A 21,179-nucleotide genomic window follows, 5' to 3' on the forward strand; every position below is an offset into this window, starting at 1 on the left:
CTCCTTACGCGTTCATCGCCGACCAGACGCGCGAAGGCGTCAGCGGCATGTCGATATGGGCGATGTCGGTGCGGCCGGCGCGGTGCAGCGCGTCGATCACCGCATTGACCACGGCGGGCGGAGAGCCGATGGCGCCCGCCTCGCCGCAACCTTTCACGCCCAGCGGGTTATGGGTGCAGGGCGTGTTGCAACTGTGATCGACGGTGAACATCGGGAAGTCATCGGCGCGGGGCATCGCGTAATCCATGAACGAGCCCGACAGAAGCTGCCCGTTTTCGTCATAGGCGCAGTTTTCCATCAGCGCCTGCCCGATGCCCTGCGCCAGCCCGCCCTGCACCTGACCTTCGACGATCATCGGATTGACGATATTGCCGAAATCATCAGCCGCCGAGAAGGCGCAGATGGTGACCTTGCCGGTTTCGGGGCAGACCTCCACCTCGCAGGCATAGCCGCCCGAGGGATAGGTGAAGTTCGACGGATCGTAGAAGGCGGTTTCCTCCAGCCCCGGCTCCATGCTTTCCAGCGGGTAGTTGTGGGGCACATAGGCCGCCAGCGTCACGCCGACCCAATCCACCGACTTGTCGGTGCCCGCGACGGTGAACTTGCCGTCCTTCAGCTCGATATCCCCTTCAGAGGCTTCGAGAAGATGGGCGGCGATCTTCTTGGCCTTGTTGATGATCTTGTTGGTGGCCTTAACGATGGCGGAGCCGCCGACCGCCAGCGAGCGCGAGCCATAGGTGCCCATGCCCATCGGCGTATTGGAGGTGTCGCCATGCACGATGTCGATCTGGCCGGCGTCGATGCCGATCATTTCGGCCACCACCTGGGCAAAGCTGGTCTCGTGGCCCTGGCCGTGGCTGTGGCTGCCGGTGAACACGGTGATCGAGCCGGTGGCATTCACCCGCACCGAGGCGGATTCGTACAGACCGGCGCGCGCGCCGAGTTGCCCCACGAGGTTGGAGGGCGCGATGCCGCAGGCCTCGATGTAATGCGCAAGGCCAAAGCCGCGCAGCTTGCCGCGCGCCTTCGATTCCGCCGCCCGCGCCTCGAACCCGGCGTAGTTGGAGATTTCCAGCACCCGGTCCAGCGTGGCGTGGTAATTGCCGGTGTCATAAACCACGGCGACCGGGGTCTGGTAGGGGAACTGATCGGGTTTGATGAAGTTCTGGCGGCGCAGTTCGATCGGCGAGACGCCGAGTTCGCGCGCAGCCTTGTCCACCAGCCGTTCCAGTTGGAACGTGGCCTCGGGGCGGCCCGCGCCGCGATAGGCATCAACCGGAATGGTGTTGGTGAACACCGCCTTCACATTCACATAGATCAACGGCGTGCGGTAATTGCCCGCCATCAGCGTGCCATGCAGCCATGTCGGGATCGAGGGCGCGAAGGTGGACAGATAAGCGCCCATATTCGCATAAGTATCGGTGCGCAGCGCGGTGAAGTTGTTGTCGGCGTCCAGCGCCAGCTGGATCTTGGTCACATGGTCGCGGCCCTGCGCGTCGGACAGAAACGCCTCGGACCGGCTGGAGGTCCACTTCACCGGGCGATTCAAGGCCTTGGCGGCGAAAGTGACGAAGGCCTCTTCAGCATAGTGGTAGATCTTCGACCCAAAGCCGCCACCCACATCGGGGGCCACGACGCGCAGCTTGTGTTCCGGGATGCCCAGCACGAAGGCGCCCATCAGCAGGCGGATCACATGCGGGTTCTGCGAGGTGGTGTAGAGCGTGTGCTGGCCGCTATGCGATTCAAAATCGCCCACCGCCACGCGCGGCTCCATCGGGTTGGCGACGAGACGGTTGTTCACCAGTTCCAGCGTGGTGACATGGGCGGCCTTTTCAAACGCCTCGTCCACCGCCGCCTTGTTCTCTTCAACAAAACCCCAGTCATAGCAGAGGTTTGAGGTCAGCTCCTCATGCACTTTCGGAGAGTCGGGCAGCAAAGCCGCCTTCATGTTGACCACCGCAGGCAGTTCGGTGATGTCGATCTCCACCGCCTCGGCGGCGTCGCGTGCCTGTTCCAGCGTTTCGGCCACCACCACCGCGATGGGATCCCCGACATGGCGCACCTTGCCATCGGCCAGGACCGGGTGCTTGGGTTCCTGCATCACCTTGCCAAACCGATCCGTCACCTGCCAGCCGCAGGGAATACCGCCCACGCCCGCGAAATCGGCGGCGGTGAACACTTTCACCACGCCCGGCATCGCCTCGGCGGCGCTGGAATCAATGCTGTTGATCTTGCCATGAGCCACATCCGAGCGGATGAACCAGGCATAGGCCTGACCGCGGATGTTGATGTCGTCCGTGTAGCGGCCCTTTCCGGTCAGGAACCGCACATCTTCGCGCCGCTTGGTGCTGGCGCCGATGCCACCGTCTTTCGGCATAGTATCCTCCCTTGATACAGTGCTTTAACTTTGCACCGCAAAACCCTGTTTGCGCTTGTTATTCCGCTGCGATCTGGCCTGCGTCCTGACCAGATGCCGCCAGCACCGCCTTGACGATGTTGTGGTAGCCCGTGCAGCGGCACATATTGCCTTCCAGATGGTGGCGCACTTCGGCTTCGGTAGGTTTCGGATTGTCGGCCAGCAGCGAGGCCGCAGCCATCACCATGCCCGGCGTGCAGAAACCGCATTGCAGCCCGTGGTGATCCTGAAACGCCTGCTGGATCACCGACAGAGAGCCATCGGCATTGGCCATGCCTTCGATGGTGCGCACCTCGGCCCCATCAGCTTCGGCTGCGAACATGGCGCAGCTTTTCACCTGCTTACCATCCACATGCACGGTGCAGGCGCCACATTGCGAGGTGTCGCAGCCGATATGGGTGCCGGTGAGCCCCAACCCTTCGCGCAGGAAGGTGGAGAGCAGCGTCCGCCCCTCCACTTCCCCGGAAACGGCCTTGCCGTTCACCGTCATCGAGACTTTCGCCATTCTTTCCTCCCTGGCTTATGCTTGGGTCCGGGCCGCGGTCAGCCCAGCAGACGTTTGATCCAGCCCTTTTTCTGTTCCGGCGCCGCTTCTCCCTCGGCGACCGGCTCGGGTGGGGTATCCGGTTCCTGCGGGCCCTCCACAGCCTGCTGGAACCGCTCGAAAAACTCGTCGGCCATCTTCTTGGCAAACCCGTCGATGATGCGGCTGCCCAGTTGCGCCAGCTTGCCGCCGACATTGGCCTCCACCTCGTAGCTCAGGCGGGTGCCTTCGGGGATCGCCTCGAACCGCACCTTGGCGCCGCCCTTGGCAAAGCCCGCAGGCCCACCCTTGCCCTCGCCCGAAATCGTCAGGCTTTCGCCCGGCACGATGTCGGACAGTTTCACCATGCCAGTGAACCGCGCCTTGACCGGGCCGACTTTCTGCACCACGACCGCCTCGAACCCGTCCTCGACGCTGCCGACCACGCTTTCGCATCCGGGCACGGCAGCTTTGAGCATGTCAGGGTCAAGGATCGCAGCCCAGACGGTTGCGGGTGGCGCCTTGATGTCGCGCTGATCGGTGAGTTGCATCGAAATCCCTCCCCATCGTTTTATGTGAACGCTACCAAGGTTCCTTCGCAAGCCGCTATGGAACCTTGGTCGTAGAAAATCAGGCCGCAGCTGGCAACGCGGCCAGCCAGGCTTCCAGCGCGCGGGCGTCGATCGGTTTGAGAAACTGCTTCACCCCGGCCTCGACACAGGCGGCGGCAAGCTGCGGCGTGCGCTGCGCGGTGATCAGACAGGCGGGCAGAAACCCATGGCGGGCGCGGATCAGGGCGATGAACTCCAGCCCCGACATGCCCTCGCCCAATTGCTGATCAACGAGGAAGACATCGGGCAGGATGCCGATTTCCTCGATCAGCGCGGCGGCTTCTTCGCCATTGGCGGCATCCAGCACGCTGACGCCCCATTTTTCCAGCAAGAGCGTCATGGCGCGGCGCAGGTCGGGTTCGTTTTCCACCAGAAAGGCGATGCGGTCCTGGGTGCCCTGCGGTTCGGGCAGATCGCGGCGCGGGGCGGGGGCTGCGGCCTCGGTCAAGCCCTCGGCACGGTTGAGCTGCAGCATGAAGCAGCTGCCGCGCCCGACCTCGGATTGCAGGCCCAGCGGATGGCCCAAGGCGGCGCAGGCACGTTCGACGATGGCGAGGCCCAGACCCATCCCTTCAGAGGCCGAGGCGGGCGCATCCAGCCGGTGAAACTCGCGGAAGATCGCGTCCTGATCTTCTTCGGCAATGCCGGGGCCGGTATCGCGCACCTCCAGCCGGATCATGCCGCCATGGCGCCGCGCGCCCACCAGCACCCGGCCCTGCGCGGTATAGCGCACGGCATTGCCGATCAGGTTCTGCAGGATGCGGCGCAGATAGGCCGGATCGGAAAACACCACGGCGGAACAGGGCATCACCGTCAGCCGCAGCCCCTTGGCCGCCGCCAGCGCCGCAAATTCCTCGCGCAGCGGGTTCAGGATACGGTCCAGCCGCACCGGCACCGGCGACACCGCCAGCCGCCCGCTTTCCAGTTTGGAAATATCGAGCAGCGCGGCAAGGATGCCTTCCACCGAATCCAGCGCGTTCTGTGCCTTGGTCACCGCCTCATGCGCGAAAGGCTCCAGCGCCTCGGCCTCGATCGAGCCGATGAACAGCTTGGCGGCCGACAGCGGTTGCAGCAGGTCGTGGCTGGCCGCGGCCACAAACCGCGCGCGGCTGGCATTGGCGCGTTCGGCATCGGCCAGCGCATCGGCCAGTTCCAGCGTGCGCTCCATCACCCGGGCTTCCAGCGTCTCGTTCACGGCAGACAGGGCGGCACGGGCGGCGCGTTCGGCGGTAATGTCGGTGAAGCTGACCACGAAACCGCCATCGGGCATTTCCTGCGCATGGGCTTGCAGGATCAGCGTGCCATGCTGCAATTCGAAGCTGAGCGCGGGGCGCCCCGGCCCGCCCATCACCCAATCGGCAAAGCGCTGCGCCGTCATGCCCTCGCCGAAGCGCACCTCATGTTCCAGCCGCTCCATCAGCGTGCCGAAGCCCACCCCCATGCGGAAACGCTGCATCGGAATGGCCAGCAGCGCGCCAAGCCGCTGGTTCCAGCCGACCAGCCGCCGTTCGGCATCAAAAATGCAGACGCCCTGGCTGATATGGTCCAGCGTGGCGCGGATGATGCGGGCCTGATCGTCCAGCATCCGGCCGCGCGCCTCGCGCTCCAGCCTTATGATGTCGGTCACGTCGGTCTGGATGATCACCGTGCCGCCATTGCCCGTGCGGTGTTCCGAGATTTGCAGCCAGCGATCCCAGATCAGGCGGACGTTGAAGATGACGTGCCGGTCCTGATGCCGCCTGCGCCGCTTCACCGCCCAGTCCTGCGGTGTCTCGCCTTCGGGCAGCGCCAGATAGCGCGACCGGCTGACCCGTTCGACATATTCATCAAAGGGCAGCCCGGGTTTCAGATGGTCGCGCAGATCGAGCATGTGCATCCCGAAGCGCGAATTGCACATCACCAGCACATCATCGGGGCCAAATAAGGCAAACCCCTCCTGAACCGTCTCGATGGCATCGGCGAGGTTCTGTCGCGCGGCCTCGGTCTCGCGGTTGGCCTCGCCCAGCCGGGCGTTGGACTGGTTCAGCAGATCCAGCGCGCGTTCCAGATCGCGGGTGCGGGCGGACACCTGATCTTCCAGCATCGCGGCGCGCTGAAACTGCGCATAGGCGGCGCCGCCGTCATCGGTGGCCTGTTCCACCCGCCGCATCAGCGCCTCGGCAATCACCAGCAGCTTTTCGCGCTGACGTTCCGGCGGATCGGCAGGGTTGAGCAGGTTGCGCGCGTTCAGATCGGGCATCGGTCAGACCCCCGGCGGATAGATGGCAACGCCTGTCATCGTCTGGTTCACATGCATGGAATTGAGCTGCTCCCCATAGGTGGAAAAACCCACCACGCGATTCGCCCGCAGGATAGCCGAGACGGCGCCGGTCTTCTGCTTTTCCAGCGCCTCCATCCGGCGCAGGATGCAATCACAGGCGAGGATCGCCTCGGGCGCGGCATTGCGCGACAGCTGGGCCAGCTCCTGTTCCAGATGGGTGACCATGTCCTGCGGTTCGGCAAGCGTCAGCACCAGCCCCTCGTCGATGGCCGAGAAGAAGATCAGATCGCCATTGGGCGCCACACGCTGAATGGCGCGCACATGGTGGCGCCCGCCGATGCGCACCACCACCGGATGGGCGGCGAAGGTGAAGGTATCGAGCTGCCCCGGATCCTTGCCCAGAAGCCGCGCATATTCCTGCGCGGCAGGCTCGCCATTGATCTGGCGTACGATGCGGTTGGCCGGATCGGCCGAGGTGACGACCATGCGCAGATCGGTCGGCGTCAGGTGATCTATGTTGAACACACGCGCCCGGCAGCGCGACCGCACCATGGCCAGAACGGCGGCATTGCGCAGCGCCCTGCCCCCATGGATCACGAAGGTTTCCCGGAACCGCGTGCCATCTGCGGCCGAGCCGCCAAACAACGGCACCGGGCCAAGGCCTGCCGCCAGCGCCGCCGTCAACTCGTCTTCGCGGATCGACAACCCATCGACCATGAGAAAGGCAAACTCATGCTCCCACCCCGGACGCGCCGCCATCAGCCCCTGACGCGAGCGGATCAGGCGCCCGATGATGTCTTCGCGGTCAATCGCGGCCAGATCTTCGACCAGCAGCAGATCGGTTGCAAAATAGCGTTCGGGCAACCCCAAGGCCACGATTCCGCCTTCGGAATAGCCCTCATCCGACAACTCGCCCGCCGTGGTGCAGCCGATCACCGGGGCGGAAAAGGCGCTTTCGGCCAGAAGCGAGCGCAGATCGGCCTCGGGCGAGATGAACAGGAAGATGCAGGCAAACGGCCCCGGCCCCAGCGCCGCAGCCAGCCGCGCGCCCGGCAGCGCCTCACGCGCGCCGACATGGGCCGTCACGATCACCGGGCCGTCACTCATTGCCCGCGCCCCTCCTCACCCTGGCGCAAATACTCCCGCCGGAGGCAGCGCCGCTTGCCACCCCGCCAGCGCTCAGCCATTCTCGGGCATGATCGCGCTGAAACTTGCCTCGCCGGCGATCAGCACCGCCTGCGTGCGGCTTTGCACCCCCAGCTTGCGCATGATCGCGGTCACATGCGCCTTCACCGTGGTTTCGGCAATCGACAGATCATAGGCGATCTGCTTGTTCAACCGCCCCTCGCAGATCAGTTGCAGGATCTTGGCCTGTTGCCGGGTCAGCAGCGCCAGACGGGCAATCGCCTGTTCGCGGCTGGTCACCGGGCCACCTTCCGCCGTCGGCGGCACGAAGCCTTCGGGGAAATAGCTTTGCCCAGCACGGATCGCATCAAAGGCGGTGCGGAACACCTCGCGGCGCGAATGTTTCGGCACAAAGCCCGCCGCCCCGGCCTGAAACGCCGCCGCCACCACGCGGTTGTCGGCGAGGCTGGACACCACAACCACCGGCACCGCCCCCGCCGCCGCCTTGAGCCGGATCAGCCCGTCCAGCCCAGTGACATCGGGCAGGTTCAGATCCAGCACGATCACATCCGGCAAGGGTGACAGATCCAGCCGCGCCAACGCGGTTTCCAGCCGATCCACCGTTTCCACCTGCGCCACGCCTGCAACTGCGCGCAGGGTGATCGACAGGGCATCGCAAAACAGCGGGTGATCATCGATGATCAGCGCCGTGGACAAGCTCCGTTCCGACATGGCAATTCCTCCGTCCTCCTGTGGCAGATTAACGCAGGGCGAAGGCGACACAAGCAAGCCGAAAGTCGCGGTCGCGCCAACGGCTTGCCTGTTTGCTACGCTGGCGTCAGGTGATCACGTCCGGCGTGGTGCGTCCGGTGAAGCCCGCAATGTCAGCCAGCGCATGGGCAGCGCGGATCACCGGGGCCAGCGCCTCTTGCGGATCGCGGTCCAGCCCCTCGGGGCCGGGGGCATAGCGTTCCAGATAAACTCGCAGCGTGGCGCCTTCAGTGCCGGTGCCCGACAGCCGCATCACGATGCGAGAGCCGTCGGCGAACAGGATGCGCACGCCCTGTCTGGCGCTGGTGGAGCCATCGACCGGATCGGTATAGGCGAAATCATCGGCGGCTTCGATCTGCATCCCCTCGATCTCGCGCCCCGGCAGGGTGGTAAGCGAGGCGCGCAGGGCCGCCACCATAGCATCGGCCTTGTCGGTGGCGATCGCCTCGAAATCATGGCGGCTGTAATAGTTGCGCCCGAATTGCGCCCAGTGTTCGGCCAGGATCTGTGCCACGGTCTGCTGCCGCACGGCGAGGATGTTGAGCCAGAGCAGCACCGCCCAAAGCCCGTCTTTCTCGCGCACATGATCCGATCCGGTGCCGAAGCTTTCTTCACCACACAGCGTGGCCTTTCCGGCATCCAGCAGATTGCCGAAGAACTTCCAGCCGGTCGGCGTTTCATATTTGCCGATCCCCAGCGCATCCGCCACCCGGTCCGCCGCGGCAGAGGTCGGCATCGAGCGCGCGACACCCGCCAGACCGCGGGCATAGCCCGGCGCCAGATGCGCATTGGCGGCCAGCACGGCAAGGCTGTCTGACGGGCTGACATAGATGCCGCGCCCCACCACCATATTGCGGTCGCCGTCCCCATCCGAGGCCGCGCCGAAATCAGGGGCATCGGCGCCGAACATCTCGGCCATCAGCTCATGCGCCCAGGTCGGGTTCGGGTCGGGATGCATCCCGCCGAAATCCGGCAAGGGGGTGCCATGGGTCACCGTGCCGGGGGCTGCGCCCAGGCGGTTTTCCAGAATTTCCGTGCCATAGGGGCCAGTTACGGCGCACATCGCATCAAAGCGCATCCGAAAGCCGCCCGCGAACATGGCGCGGATCGCCGGGAAATCGAACAGGGTTTCCATCAGCGCGGCGTAATCGGTGACGCTGTCCACCACATCGACCACCATCCCGTCGAGGGTGACGCGCCCCACCGCGTTCAGGTCAATGTCGGGCGCATCCGAGATGCGGTATTCGGCTATCGTCTGGGTGATCGCATACATGGCATCCGTCACCGCCTCGGGCGCCGGGCCGCCATTGCCCATATTGAACTTCACCCCGAAATCTTCCTCGGGGCCGCCGGGGTTGTGGCTGGCCGACATGATGATGCCGCCATCGGTTTTATTGAGCCGGATCAAGTGGCTGGCCGCCGGAGTTGACAAAACCGCCCCCTGCCCGACGATGACGCGCGAAGCCCCGTTGGCGGCGGCCATCTTCAGGATGATCTGCGCCGCGCTGTCGTTGAAATAGCGCCCGTCGCCGCCAAGGACAAAGGTCTTGCCCGCAGCACCACCAATAGCATCGAAGATCGCCTGCACGAAATTCTGCAAATAATGCGGCCCCATGAAGACCGGGGTCTTCTTGCGCAGGCCAGAGGTTCCGGGTTTTTGCCCGGCAATCGGTTGGGTGGCAATGGTCAGAGCGGTCATGGGGCCCTCAGGAGTGAACGGATGCGAAGACAAGCACGGAATGGGCGGGCACCTCAAGCCCCGGCGATGCGGGCTGTTCGGGCGCCTCGGGGCGGGTGGTATCGAGCAGCAGTCGCCAGCCGGGTGCCGTGTCGGGCAGCACCAGAGGCTGCGCCGCACCGGCATTGAACACGGCGAAGATTGCGTCCCGATGCGGGTCTTCAGCCTCGGCCGCCATGCGCAGTTCGACACAGAGACAGCGGAAGGCGTGGTCGTGCCAATCCTCGGGGCGCGGGGTGCCCCCATCGGCGCGGCGCCAGATCACATCGGGCAGCCCGTCAAAGGCGCGAGTCTTGCCATGCAGAAAGCGGCGCTGACGCAGTACCGGATGGGCCTGCCGCAACGCGATCAGCCTTGCGACAAAGGCAGTCAGCCCGGCATCAGGGTTGGCCCAGTTCACCCAGCCGATCTCGTTATCCTGCGCATAGGCGTTGTTGTTGCCGCGCTGGCTGTTGCCGATCTCGTCGCCCGCCAGCAACATCGGCGTGCCCTGGCTGAGCATCAGCGTCGCCAGCAGATTGCGTTTGCGCAGCGCGCGCGCGGCTTTCACCGGCGGCAACTCGCTTGCCCCTTCCACCCCGAAATTGTCGGAATGGTTGTCGCTGTGGCCATCGCGGTTGTCTTCACCATTGGCCAGATTGTGCTTCATGGTGAAGCTGACCAGATCCTGCAGCGTGAACCCGTCATGCGCGGTGATGAAATTCACCGATGAGGTAGCGGCGCGCCCGGCATGATCGAAGCGTTCCGAACTGCCCAGCAGGCGCTTGGCCAGATCGGGTGCCAGCCCGGCATCGCCGCGCCAATACCGGCGCAGGCCGTCGCGGAAGCGGTCGTTCCATTCCAGAAACGGATGCGGAAAGGCGCCAAGCTGATAACCGCCCGGCCCGATATCCCAGGGTTCGGCGATCAGTTTCACATGGGCCAGCACCGGGTCTTGCCGGATTGCATCGAAGAATCCGCCATTCGGGTCAAACCCCTGCGCCTCGCGCCCCAGCACCGAGGCAAGATCGAAGCGGAAGCCATCGACATGCATCTCCTCGACCCAGTAGCGTAAGGAATCCATCACCATGCGCAGCACCATCGGATGCGTCAGGTTCAGCGTATTGCCAGTGCCGGTATCGTTGACGTAATAGCGCCCGCCCTCGCGCAGCCGGTAATAGCTGCGATTGTCCAGCCCCCGGAAGGACAGCGTCGGGCCAAGTTCGTCGCCCTCGCCGGAATGGTTGTAGACCACATCCAGGATCACCTCGATCCCGGCGCCGTGGAAGCGGCGCACCATGGTCTGAAACTCCCAGATCTCGCCGCGCGTCATGTAGCGGGGTTCGGGGGCGAAGAAGCCGATGGTCTGATAGCCCCAGTAGTTGCGCAGGCCCTTGGCGATCAGGAAACGGTCATCGACAAAGGCCTGCACCGGCAAAAGCTCGACAGCGGTGATGCCCAGTTTCACCAGATGATCCAGCACCGCATCGGAAGCGAGGCCGAGGTAACTGCCGCGCAGCCCCTTTTCCACCCCCGGATGCTGGGCGGTCAGGCCCTTTGGGTGCGCTTCGTAGATCACCGTCTCGTTCAGGCTGCGGCGCGGCGGTCGGTCGGGGCCCCAGTGAAAGCTGGGGTCCACCACCACCGATTTCGGCACGGCAAAGGCACTGTCGCGGGTGTCAAAGCTCATGTCGGTGCGCGGGCTGCCCACCTTGTAGCCCATCACCGCATCCGACCATTTCAGCCGCCCCGAAAGCGCGCGGGCGTAAGGGTCCAGCAGCAGCTTGTTGGGGTTGAAGCGGTGCCCCTGTTCGGGAACATAGGGGCCATGCACCCGGTAGCCGTAGATCGTGCCGGGCGGCAGGCCCCCCACATGGATATGCCAGATGTCGCCATCGCGTTCGCGCAGGGGCAGGCGGCACAATTCGCGCCGCCCGTCCTGCGAGAACAGGCACAGTTCCACCCGTTCCGCATGGGCGGAAAACACGGCGAAATTCACCCCGTCGCCGTCAAAACTGGCGCCCATCGGCCAAGGGCGCCCGGCGGTGATCGCATGGCCGGTTTCGCGCGGCGGGTCAGAGGGGGCAGCCCCGGTTCTCACCGCAGGATACCGTCGTAAAGCTGCGCATAGGCTGCGGCGGATCCCTCCCACCCCACCGGCTGCGCCATGGCGTGGCGTACCAGCCGCGCCCAGACGGCGGGCTGCGCGTGCAGGGCCAGCAGTTGGCGCAGTGCCTGCGCGAAGGCGGGCGCGTCGGTCGGGTGGAAGGTGATGCCGGTCGCCACATCCGCCGCCAGTGCCGCCGGGTTGGCGTGGATCACGGTATCGGCCAGACCGCCCACCGCCGCCACCACCGGCACCGTGCCATAGCGCAGCCCGTAAAGCTGGGTCAGGCCGCAGGGTTCGAACCGCGAGGGCACCAGAACCGCATCACCGCCCGCGAACATGCGGTGGCTCAGCGCCTCGTCATAGCCCAGCCGCAGCGCCACCCGGCCCGGATAGCGGCGCACCAGATCCAGCATCGCCGACTCCAGCGCCGGATCGCCGGAGCCGAGGATCGCCAGACCGCCGCCGCCCGCAATGAAATCGGGCAGCACCTGCGGCAACAAGTCGATGCCCTTCTGATCGGTCATCCGGCTGACCACGATGGCCAGCGGCCCCGGCACGTCCAGCCCGAATTCCTCGCACAGGGCAGCGCGGTTGGCGGCCTTGCCCTTCATCCGGCGGCTGGTATAGGGCACGGCTTCGGCCTCGGGCGACCAGACACCTTCGTCCACCCCGTTCAGGATGCCCTGCACATCCGCCGCCCGCGCGGCAATCACCCCTTCCAGCCCCATGCCGAATTCCGGCCGCATCAGCTCGGCTGCATAGCTGGGGGATACGGTCGTGATCTTGTCGGCGGTCACCAGCCCGGCCTTCAGGCTGGACAGCCCGCCATAGTATTCGAGCGAGGCCGGGTGAAACTCATGCGCGGGCAGGCGCAGCGTGCCCAGCATCGGCGCATCGGCCCAGCCCTGAAAGGCGATGTTGTGGATGGTCATCACCGTGGCGACATCGCGCGGGCCGCCAAAAGCCAGATAGGTCGGCGCATAGCCCGCCTGCCAGTCATGCGCGTGCAGCACCTGCGGGCGCCAGCCATCGGCCAGCCCCTCGCGCGCGATGCGTGCCGCGATCCAGGACAGCGCGGCAAAGCGCTGCGGATTGTCGGGCCAATCCACCCCGCCCGAGTTGTAGGGCCCGCCCTCACGGTCATACAGATGCGGCGCATCCAGCAGCAGCATGGGCACCCCCGCCACATCACCGGCCTTCACCGCGCCACGACCGCCGAACAGATCCTCCTCGGCGAAAACCTCGGGCCAATCGGCGATCTGCGCGCGCAACGGGCGATAGGCCGGGATCAGCACCCGCATCTGCCAGCCCTGCGCGGCCAGCGCCGCAGGCAGCGCGCCCACCACATCGGCCAGCCCGCCGGTTTTCACCAGCGGCACGCATTCCGACGCCACCGACAGAACCCGCTTCATTTCCATGCCACCGCCCCTGCCTTCTTCTTTGTCCAAATACCCGCGACGGGGTCTGGGGGCAGGTCGCCCCCAGCCAATCCGCCTCAGCCCAGCGCGCGCGCGCGCGCATCCAGCATATCCTGCGTGATCAACACGATGCCGCCTTCGCTGCAGCGGAACCACTTGGCATCTTCCACCGGATCCTGACCCACCACCAGCTTTTCCGGGATCCGCACGCCACGGTCAATCACGCAGCGGCTCAGGTCCGCATAGCGCCCGACATCGACGTAAGGCAGCGCCACCACATGATCCAGCGCCGCATAACTGTGCGTCCGCCCGCCGGTGAACAGCAGCGAATTGCGCACCTCGGAGCCGGATACGATGCAATCGCCCGAAATCAGCGACGAGATCGCCGAGCCGCGTCGCCCGTCCTCGTCATGGATGAATTTCGCAGGCGGCACCAGTTCGGCATAGGTCCAGATCGGCCAGCTGTTGTCGTAAAGATCCAGCTTCGGTACGAATTCCGTCAGGTCGATATTGGCCTGCCAGAAGGCATCGATCGTGCCCACGTCGCGCCAATAGGGTTCGTCCTCCAGACCGCTTGTCACGCAGCTTTCGGCGAAGCGATGCGCCATCGCCTTGCCGTGTTTCACGATCTGCGGGATGATGTCATTGCCGAAATCATGGCTGGAATTGGGGTCTTCGGCATCGCGGATCAGCAGATCGCGCAGGAAGGCCCAGTCGAAGACATAGATCCCCATCGAGGCCAGCGAATTGGCCGGATCGCCCGGAATGGTCGGCGGAACGGCGGGTTTTTCCAGAAAATCGGTGATGCGCCCAGTGGAATCCACATGCATCACGCCAAAGGCCGAGGCTTCTTCCTTCGGCACGGTCAGACAGCCGATGGTCACATCGGCGCCGGTGGCAGCGTGCTGCATCAGCATGATCTCGTAATCCATCTTGTAGATGTGATCACCGGCCAGGATGATGATGTATTTCACCCCGTAGCTGTCCACGATGTCGATGTTCTGCGTCACCGCATCGGCGGTGCCCAGATACCATTTCGTCTCGTCCACCCGCTGCGAGGCGGGCAGGATGTCGAGATATTCGTTGCGTTCCGCCCGGAAGAAGTTCCAGCCGCGCTGCATGTGGCGGATCAGGCTGTGCGCCTTGTACTGCGTGGCGATCGCCATCTTGCGGATGCCCGAATTCACCGCATTGGACAGCGCGAAGTCGATGATCCGCGTCTTGCCGCCGAAATAGACGGCGGGTTTGGCGCGGCGGTCGGTCAACTCCTTGAGGCGCGAGCCGCGCCCCCCGGCCAGCACGAAGGCCATGGCCTGCGACGAGAGCCTCTGGTTCGGTCTTGCTTTCATGTTCTCCTCCCTCCGGACGGCTGCGCCGCCTCAAACCTTTACGTCAAATCTTTGCTTGCCGCAGGAACACCGCCGCCAGTGGTGGCAGGGTGATCATGGCCGAATGGGTCTGGCCGTGCCACGGCGTCGGTTCGGCTGTCACGCCGCCCATGTTGCCGCGATTGCCGCCGCCATAGAGCGCGGCATCGGTATTCATCACCTCGTCCCATTGCCCCGCCACCGGCAGGCCGATGCGCAGCCGCCGTTCGACCGGGGTCATGTTCACCGCCACCGCCACCATGGCATCGCCTGAGCCCCCCTTGCGCAGCCAGGCATAGGTGGAGCCTTCGGCATCATTCGCCTCCAGCCATTCGAACCCTTCGGGGCGGCTGTCGTTCACATGCAGCGCGGGCGTGGCACGGTAGAGCGTGTTCAGATCGCGGATCAGCCGCTGCATCCCGGCATGTTGCGGCAGGTCCAGCAGGTGCCAGTCGAGGCTTTGCTGGTAGTTCCACTCGTGCCCCTGCGCAAATTCGCAGCCCATGAACAGCAGCTTCTTGCCCGGATGCCCCCACATGAAACCGTAATAGGCGCGCAGATTGGCGAATTTCTGATCGCCATCACCCGGCATCTTGGCCAGCATCGAACCCTTGCCATGCACCACCTCGTCATGGCTGATCGGCAGCAGGTAGTTTTCTGACCAGGCATAATGCAGGCCGAAGGTCATCTGGTGGTGATGATAGCGGCGGAACAGCGGGTCGCGCTGCATGTAGGACAGGGTGTCATTCATCCAGCCCATGTTCCACTTGAAGCCGAAGCCCAGCCCCCCCCAGCTCACCGGGCGCGACACGCCGGGGAAGGCGGTGCTTTCCTCGGCAATCGTCATCACGCCGGGGCATTCGCCGTAAGCGATGACATTGGTGCGTTGCAACACGGCAATCGCCTCGTAATTCTCGCGCCCGCCATCCTTGTTGGGGATCCATTCGCCCGCGCTGCGCGAATAGTCGCGATAGAGCATCGAGGCCACGGCATCGACGCGCAGCCCGTCCACATGGTATTCTTCCAGCCAATACAGGGCGTTGGAGACGAGGTAATTCTGCACCTCGGTCCGGCCGTAATTGTAGATCAGGGTGTTCCAGTCCTGATGGAAGCCTTCGCGCGGGTCGGCGTGTTCATACAGCGCCGTGCCATCGAACTGGCCCAGCCCATGCGGATCGGTGGGGAAATGCCCCGGCACCCAGTCGAGGATCACGCCCAGCCCCTTGCGATGCGCCGCGTCCACCATGGCGCGAAACTCGGGCGGGGTGCCGTGGCGGATCGTGGGGGCGAACAGGCCCACCGGCTGATAGCCCCAACTGCCGTCAAACGGATATTCCGACACCGGCAGCAGCTCGATATGGGTAAAGCCCATGTCGGCGGCGTAATCGACCAGTTGGTCCGCCAGTTCCAGATAGCTGAGCATCCGGTCGCCCGGCGCGCGGCGCCACGAGCCCAGATGCACCTCGTAAACCGAGATCGGCGCATCGACGGTATGGCGCCCGGCACGGTCAGCCATCCAGCCGTCATCCTGCCACACCGCCCCGTCGATCCGCCGCACCACCGAGGCGTTTTTCGGGGCGTGTTCCGACCCGAAGCCCACCGGATCGGCCTTCAACGGCAGAAGCACACCACCCGGCCCGCGGATTTCGTATTTGTAGACGCAGCCTTCGCCCTGACCGGGGATGAAGGTTTCCCAGACGCCGGTCGGGCCACGCTTGCGCATCGGGTGGCGGCGCCCGTCCCACATGTTGAAATCGCCCACCACCGAAACCCGTTCGGCATTGGGCGCCCAGACGGCGAAATGTGTGCCCGCCACACCCTCATGGGTGATCACATGCGCGCCCAACACCTGCCACAGCCGTTTATGCGTGCCCTCGCCCAGCAGGTATTCGTCCATCTCGCCCAGAACGGGGCCAAAGCGGAACGGGTCATCCCAATCCCACGCAGCCCCGCTGCCTTCGGCACGCAGACGGTAAGCGATGCGGCCCGGCAAGGCGCCAGCGAACAGGCCATCGCCCAGCGGCTCCAGCGGCACGGGGTCAGGCGTCAGCGCCCAGACCCGGTCCGCCCCCGGCTGGAAGACGCGCAGCACGAAACGCCCCGCCTGTTCATGCAGCCCCAGCACCGCGAACGGATCGCCATGAGAGCCGGACACGATTGCGCGCGCCGCCCCCCCGTCGATCCAGACGCCCCCTCCCCGAGCATCGGACATGTCTTCCTCCTGCCTGCGCCCGATCAGAGCGCGGATTGCACGGACCAGATATCGGCCATGTAGCTTCGGATCGTGCGGTCCGAAGAAAAGAAGCCCGAGCGTGCGGTGTTCATCGCCGCCATGGCCAGCCAGCGGTTGCGGTCGGCATAGGCGCGGTCGACCTCGGCCTGTGCCGTAAGGTAGGATGCAAAATCCGACGCGACGAGGAAATAGTCATGGTGCCAGACACGGTGCACCAGCGCGTGATAGCGGCCCGGATCCTCGGGCGAGAACAGGCCCTCGGCGATCATCTGCAGCACGTCCTGCAACTCCTGACTGGCCTCGATGGCATGGCGGGAATGTTCGGGGTCTTCGCGGCGCTTGACCACCTGTTCCGCCGTCAGCCCGAACAGGAAGAAATTCTCGGCCCCGACCTCTTGCAGGATTTCCACATTCGCCCCGTCCAGCGTGCCGATGGTGGGCGCGCCGTTGATCATGAACTTCATGTTGCCGGTGCCGGACGCTTCTTTCCCGGCGGTGGAGATCTGTTCCGACAGATCGGCGGCAGGCACCAGATGTTCGGCCATCGAGACGTTGTAATTGGCCGGATAGACCACTTTCAGCCGGTCGCCCACCACGGGATCATGGTTCGCCACCTTGGCCACATCGTTGATCAGGTGGATGATCTCTTTCGCCACGAAATAGCCCGGCGCCGATTTGCCGCCGAAGATCTTGACGCGGGGCACCCAGTCGGCATCGGGATTCTGGCGGATCGCGTGCCAGCGCGCGATGGTTTCAAGGATGTTCAGCAGCTGGCGCTTGTATTCGTGGATGCGCTTGATCTGCACATCGAACAGCGCATCGGGCGAGACGGTGACGCCGCAATGTTCCGCGATCCATGCCGCCGTCGCCACCTTGTTTTCGCGCTTGGCGGCGCCAAAGGCCTTGAGGAAGGTCTTCTTCTTGATATGCGGCTCCAGCTCGCGCAGGCGGTCCAGGTCGGCCTCCCAGCCTTCGCCGATGGTCTTGGTGATCAGCGCCGACAGCGGGCGGTTGCTCATCTTCAGCCAGCGGCGCGGGGTCACGCCATTGGTCTGGTTCACGATCCGGTCGGGATGCAGGGCGTTGAGTTCGGGGAACAGGTTCTTCTTCACCAGTTCGGAGTGTAGCGCCGAAACACCGTTCACCTTGTGTGCCATGATGAAGGCCAACTCGCCCATCCGCACTTCCTGATGCTTCACGATGCCCACATAATGCGGGCGCGTCGGGTATTTCGCCTTGTGCCAGGCGTCGATGCGTTCGACGATCTGCATGTGGCGCGGCAGCACATTGCCGAAGGTGAAGGTGGCCCAACGTTCCAGCGCCTCGGGCAGCAGGGTGTGGTTGGTATAGCCCAGACAGGCGCGCGCGGTATCCAGCGCGGTTTCGAAATCCAGCCCGTGATCATCGACCAGCAGGCGGATCAGCTCCGGCCCGGCAATCGCGGGATGGGTGTCGTTCATCTGGATGGCGACGTGCTTGGGCAGATCGGTGATCGCATGGCCACCGGTGGTGAAGCGGCGCAGGATGTCTTGCAGCGCGGCGGAGGTCAGGAAATATTCCTGTTTCAGCCGCAACTCCTTGCCCTGATAGGTCGTGTCATCGGGATACAGCACCCGGCTCAGCGTGCGGGCCAGCGCCTCGGGTTCAGCGGCGGCGGCATAGTCACCCCGGTTGAACCGTTCCAGATCGAACATGGTGGTGGGACGGGCGGCCCAGAGCCGCAGCGTGTTGCCCCAGCGCCCCTGCCAGCCGATCACCGGGGTGTCATGCGCCTCGGCCAGCACGGTTTCGCCCGGCACCCAGATATCGCGCCCGAAGCGGTGTTCGACATGGCCCTTGAAGGCCACGGTATAGCTGGCCTCCGGTCGGTCAAACTCCCACGGGTTGCGCTCTTTCAGCCAGTCTTCCGGGGTTTCGACCTGCCGCCCATCCTCGAACCGCTGGCGGAACAGGCCGTGTTCATAGCGGATGCCATAGCCATAGGCCGGGCAGCCCAGCGTCGCCATGCTTTCCATGAAACAGGCGGCCAGCCGGCCCAGCCCGCCATTGCCCAATGCCGCATCAGGTTCGTCTTCCACGATCTCGCGGAAGTCCTGCCCCAGTTGCGCCATGGCCTTTTCGGCGATGTCGCGCAGGCCGAGGTTGATCGTGGCATCTTCCAGCAGGCGCCCGATCAGAAATTCCATCGACAGATAGTAAACCCGCTTGTGCCCGGTATCCCAGGTCTTGCGGGTGGAGGCGAACCACGGCCCCATGATCTGATCGCGGATCGCGTAGCTCAGCGCCATGCGCCAGTCATAGATGCTGGCATGGGCCGCATCCTTGCCCAGCGTGTAGGTGAGGTGGCGCAGGATTTCGGCCTTGAGCTTGGGTGCGGTCAGGTCTGTCACGTCGGGATCCTATCTCTCAACAACCGGCACTGATCCGGCCCTCGTGGCAAGTAAGCGGTGGCGCGCAGCGATGGGCAAGGCAACCGGGGCGGGTGCATCCCCACAGACAATCACATGCTGCTTTTTCAGGCAGCACATACACCTTCCCGTCATGTTAGCGCAATCATTTTGTCGGGCAACCCGGTTTTTCTTTGTTTTTCCGGTGTTTCGCGGCGGCGCCCGCCAAACCCGCAGATGGATCGATTCGAAGCAGAGGCCAAGGGCCGGGCGGCAGGCAAAAAGGCCGAGTCCCAAAGACATGATCTGGATCATGTCGTCAGGGCAGCGCCGCCGCTAGGGTGCAAGACGTGAGGGACAGAGGAGCCTGGGGATGCGCCTGACGACACGCACAAATCTTGCCATGCGGACCTTGATGTTCTGTGCAGTGAACCCTGGGCGCGTCGTGCGCAAGCAAGAGGTGGCGCTGGCCTGCAATGCCTCGGAAAACCATCTGGCGCAGGTGATCCATCTGCTGGCGCAGAAAGGGTTTCTGCATACGGTGCGCGGGCGTGCGGGCGGACTGATGCTGGGGCGGGCGCCCGAAAACATCGGTGTCGGCGATGTGTTCCGCACCTTTGAAAGCGGATTGCCCTTTACCGAATGTTTCGCGGGCGGAGAAAACTCTTGCCCGCTGGTCGGCTGCTGCCGCCTGAAATGCGCGTTGGCTGAGGCGGTGGAGGCGTTCTATGCCACGCTCGACAAGCTGTCGCTGGTGGACATGGTGCAGGGTAATTGCGAGTTGGAAGGCCTGCTGAAGGTCGCCTGACGTGGAGGGCGGCCCGTCAGGCCGCCGCGCTGTCCTCGGTTTCGCGCAGGCGGATCACCGTCACGCTGCAATGCGATTCCGCCACCACCTGACTGGACACCGACCCCAGATAGCGCCGTGTCGTCGAATGGCCGCGCGCGCCCATCAGGATGTGGTCCACATGGTTGTGGCGCGCATAGTCGATGATCGCCGCCGCCGGATCGGTATTTTCCAATACCGTATAGGTCAGCCGGTCCTCGCCCAGATCAATCCCCTCGGCCCAGTGTTTCAGCCCGACAAGGCGCGAGACATGCATGTGGTTGCCCTCGTCATCCAAAACGTTGTCGATCGCCATGCGGTGGGTCTTGATGACATTGACGCAGGCCACGCGCATATCCGGTTCGGTCACCAGCATCCGCTGCACGTTCAGGCGCAACTGGTCGGCAAGGCGCTCCATCTCGTGTGACAGATCGACGGCGACCAGCATGATCGGCGCCCGGCTGATCTGCGATTGCACCGAAGCAGGCGCGGCAAAGCCCTTGACGCGCCGCATCTTGCGCCAGCGGCGGAACACGGTGCCGAAACCGTCTTGTTGCAGCTTTGCGGCGCGGTCGGTCAGCTTGACCTGCGTCGGATGCGTCAGATCGAACATCATCTGCGCGGCAGTTTGATAGCGGCGGGCAGGATCGACCTCCAGCGCGCGCAGGATGATTTCCTGCAGCCACTCCGGCAAGTCCGGCACCAGCGCGCGCGGCGGCACCGGATCGCGCCACAGCCGCTTTTTCACACCGCGCAGCTTTTCGGGCTTGCCAAACGGGTATTTGCCGGTCGCCAACTGATACAGCATCGCCCCCAGCGCAAAGATGTCGCTGCGCGGATCAATGCGCGAGCGCAGATACTGTTCCGGCGCGATATAGGGAAAGGTGCCCATCGGAATGGTGAATTCTTCCGCCAGCAGATCGGGGATCTGGTCATGGCGCGACAGGCCGTAATCGACCAGCACCATCTCGCCCGTCGGGCGTTGCAGGAAGTTCTCGGGCTTCAGATCCAGATGGATCACATGCTGGCGATGCAGGTCATGCACAGCGGCGGCCATGCGGGCGCCCAGTTCGATCACCTCTGACAACGGGCTTGGCGCGTCAAGAAACAGCTTCAGCATCGAGTCGCCGGGGATGCGTTCGGTCACGATATAGGGCATGGCGGTGAAATCGCCGACGCCAACCACGCGCGGCACATGCACGCCGGTCAGGCGCGGCAGGATCATCTGTTCGACCTCGAACCCGACAATGGTCGGCCCATCGTCACCATCCATGATTTTCGGCACCTTCATCACCAGCGGCGTGCGATACAGCGCGTGGGTCACGTCCCAGATGGTGGCAAAGCCGCCCTCGTGCAGCTTTTCGCCCAGCGTGAAGCCGTCAATTTCCATCCCGGTCTGCGGTCTGGTTCTCATG

Annotated in this window: 14 protein-coding genes; 1 reads left to right on the forward strand and 13 read right to left on the reverse strand. The window is 64.5% G+C overall.

Annotated elements, in window-relative coordinates:
• Positions 1-4: 4 nt before the first annotated feature.
• The 12 genes from BMX43_RS10200 to BMX43_RS10255 all read right to left on the reverse strand — a co-directional run bounded on the left by BMX43_RS10200 (position 5) and on the right by BMX43_RS10255 (position 18,941).
• Positions 5-2,377, reverse strand: a complete 2,373-nt coding sequence (locus tag BMX43_RS10200) for a xanthine dehydrogenase family protein molybdopterin-binding subunit (protein WP_091300994.1) — start codon at positions 2,375-2,377, stop codon at positions 5-7.
• A gap of 58 nt (positions 2,378-2,435) precedes the next feature.
• The gene (locus tag BMX43_RS10205; protein ID WP_091300996.1) at positions 2,436-2,921 is read right to left on the reverse strand and encodes a (2Fe-2S)-binding protein; all 486 of its coding nucleotides are present in this window, start codon (positions 2,919-2,921) and stop codon (positions 2,436-2,438) included.
• Positions 2,922-2,959: 38 nt separating this feature from the next.
• Entirely contained in the window at positions 2,960-3,490 is a 531-nt protein-coding gene (locus tag BMX43_RS10210; RefSeq protein ID WP_091300998.1) for an SRPBCC family protein, read from the reverse strand.
• 79 nt (positions 3,491-3,569) lie between these two features.
• Entirely contained in the window at positions 3,570-5,789 is a 2,220-nt protein-coding gene (locus tag BMX43_RS10215; protein WP_091301000.1) for a PAS-domain containing protein, read from the reverse strand.
• Between the two features lie 3 nt (positions 5,790-5,792).
• Complete coding sequence (locus BMX43_RS10220) at positions 5,793-6,917, reverse strand: FIST N-terminal domain-containing protein (RefSeq protein ID WP_091301002.1); 1,125 nt, start codon at positions 6,915-6,917, stop codon at positions 5,793-5,795.
• A 72-nt stretch (positions 6,918-6,989) separates the two neighbouring features.
• Positions 6,990-7,667 carry a response regulator transcription factor gene (locus BMX43_RS10225; RefSeq protein WP_091301004.1) on the reverse strand — a complete coding sequence of 226 codons (678 nt, stop codon included), beginning with the start codon at positions 7,665-7,667 and terminating at the stop codon, positions 6,990-6,992.
• Between the two features lie 106 nt (positions 7,668-7,773).
• Positions 7,774-9,405 carry an alpha-D-glucose phosphate-specific phosphoglucomutase gene (locus BMX43_RS10230; RefSeq protein ID WP_091301006.1) on the reverse strand — a complete coding sequence of 544 codons (1,632 nt, stop codon included), beginning with the start codon at positions 9,403-9,405 and terminating at the stop codon, positions 7,774-7,776.
• A gap of 7 nt (positions 9,406-9,412) precedes the next feature.
• Positions 9,413-11,524 (reverse strand): glycogen debranching protein GlgX, encoded by a 2,112-nt coding sequence (gene glgX / locus BMX43_RS10235; RefSeq protein ID WP_281243124.1) that lies wholly within the window; start codon positions 11,522-11,524, stop codon positions 9,413-9,415.
• Positions 11,521-12,945: a glycogen synthase GlgA gene (glgA, locus tag BMX43_RS10240; RefSeq protein ID WP_091301448.1), complete on the reverse strand. Its 1,425-nt coding sequence runs from the start codon at positions 12,943-12,945 to the stop codon at positions 11,521-11,523. The genes glgX and glgA overlap by 4 nt, the downstream gene beginning before the upstream one ends.
• 83 nt (positions 12,946-13,028) lie before the next feature.
• Positions 13,029-14,300: a glucose-1-phosphate adenylyltransferase gene (gene glgC / locus BMX43_RS10245; protein WP_091301008.1), complete on the reverse strand. Its 1,272-nt coding sequence runs from the start codon at positions 14,298-14,300 to the stop codon at positions 13,029-13,031.
• 43 nt (positions 14,301-14,343) lie between these two features.
• Positions 14,344-16,530 (reverse strand): 1,4-alpha-glucan branching protein GlgB, encoded by a 2,187-nt coding sequence (gene glgB, locus BMX43_RS10250; RefSeq protein ID WP_091301010.1) that lies wholly within the window; start codon positions 16,528-16,530, stop codon positions 14,344-14,346.
• 23 nt (positions 16,531-16,553) lie between these two features.
• On the reverse strand, positions 16,554-18,941 hold the full coding sequence (locus BMX43_RS10255; protein WP_091301012.1) for a glycogen/starch/alpha-glucan phosphorylase: 2,388 nt from the start codon (positions 18,939-18,941) through the stop codon (positions 16,554-16,556).
• Positions 18,942-19,311: 370 nt separating this feature from the next.
• On the opposite strand from BMX43_RS10255, the gene BMX43_RS10260 reads away from it, so the two are divergent.
• Positions 19,312-19,746 (forward strand): RrF2 family transcriptional regulator, encoded by a 435-nt coding sequence (locus BMX43_RS10260; RefSeq protein WP_091301014.1) that lies wholly within the window; start codon positions 19,312-19,314, stop codon positions 19,744-19,746.
• Between the two features lie 16 nt (positions 19,747-19,762).
• Here BMX43_RS10260 and BMX43_RS10265 read toward each other — a convergent pair whose 3' ends face one another.
• Entirely contained in the window at positions 19,763-21,178 is a 1,416-nt protein-coding gene (locus BMX43_RS10265; RefSeq protein WP_091301017.1) for a bifunctional serine/threonine-protein kinase/universal stress protein, read from the reverse strand.
• Position 21,179: the final 1 nt, after the last annotated feature.

Source organism: Gemmobacter aquatilis (genome assembly GCF_900110025.1).
In the GTDB taxonomy this organism is placed as follows: Bacteria; Pseudomonadota; Alphaproteobacteria; order Rhodobacterales; family Rhodobacteraceae; genus Gemmobacter; species Gemmobacter aquatilis.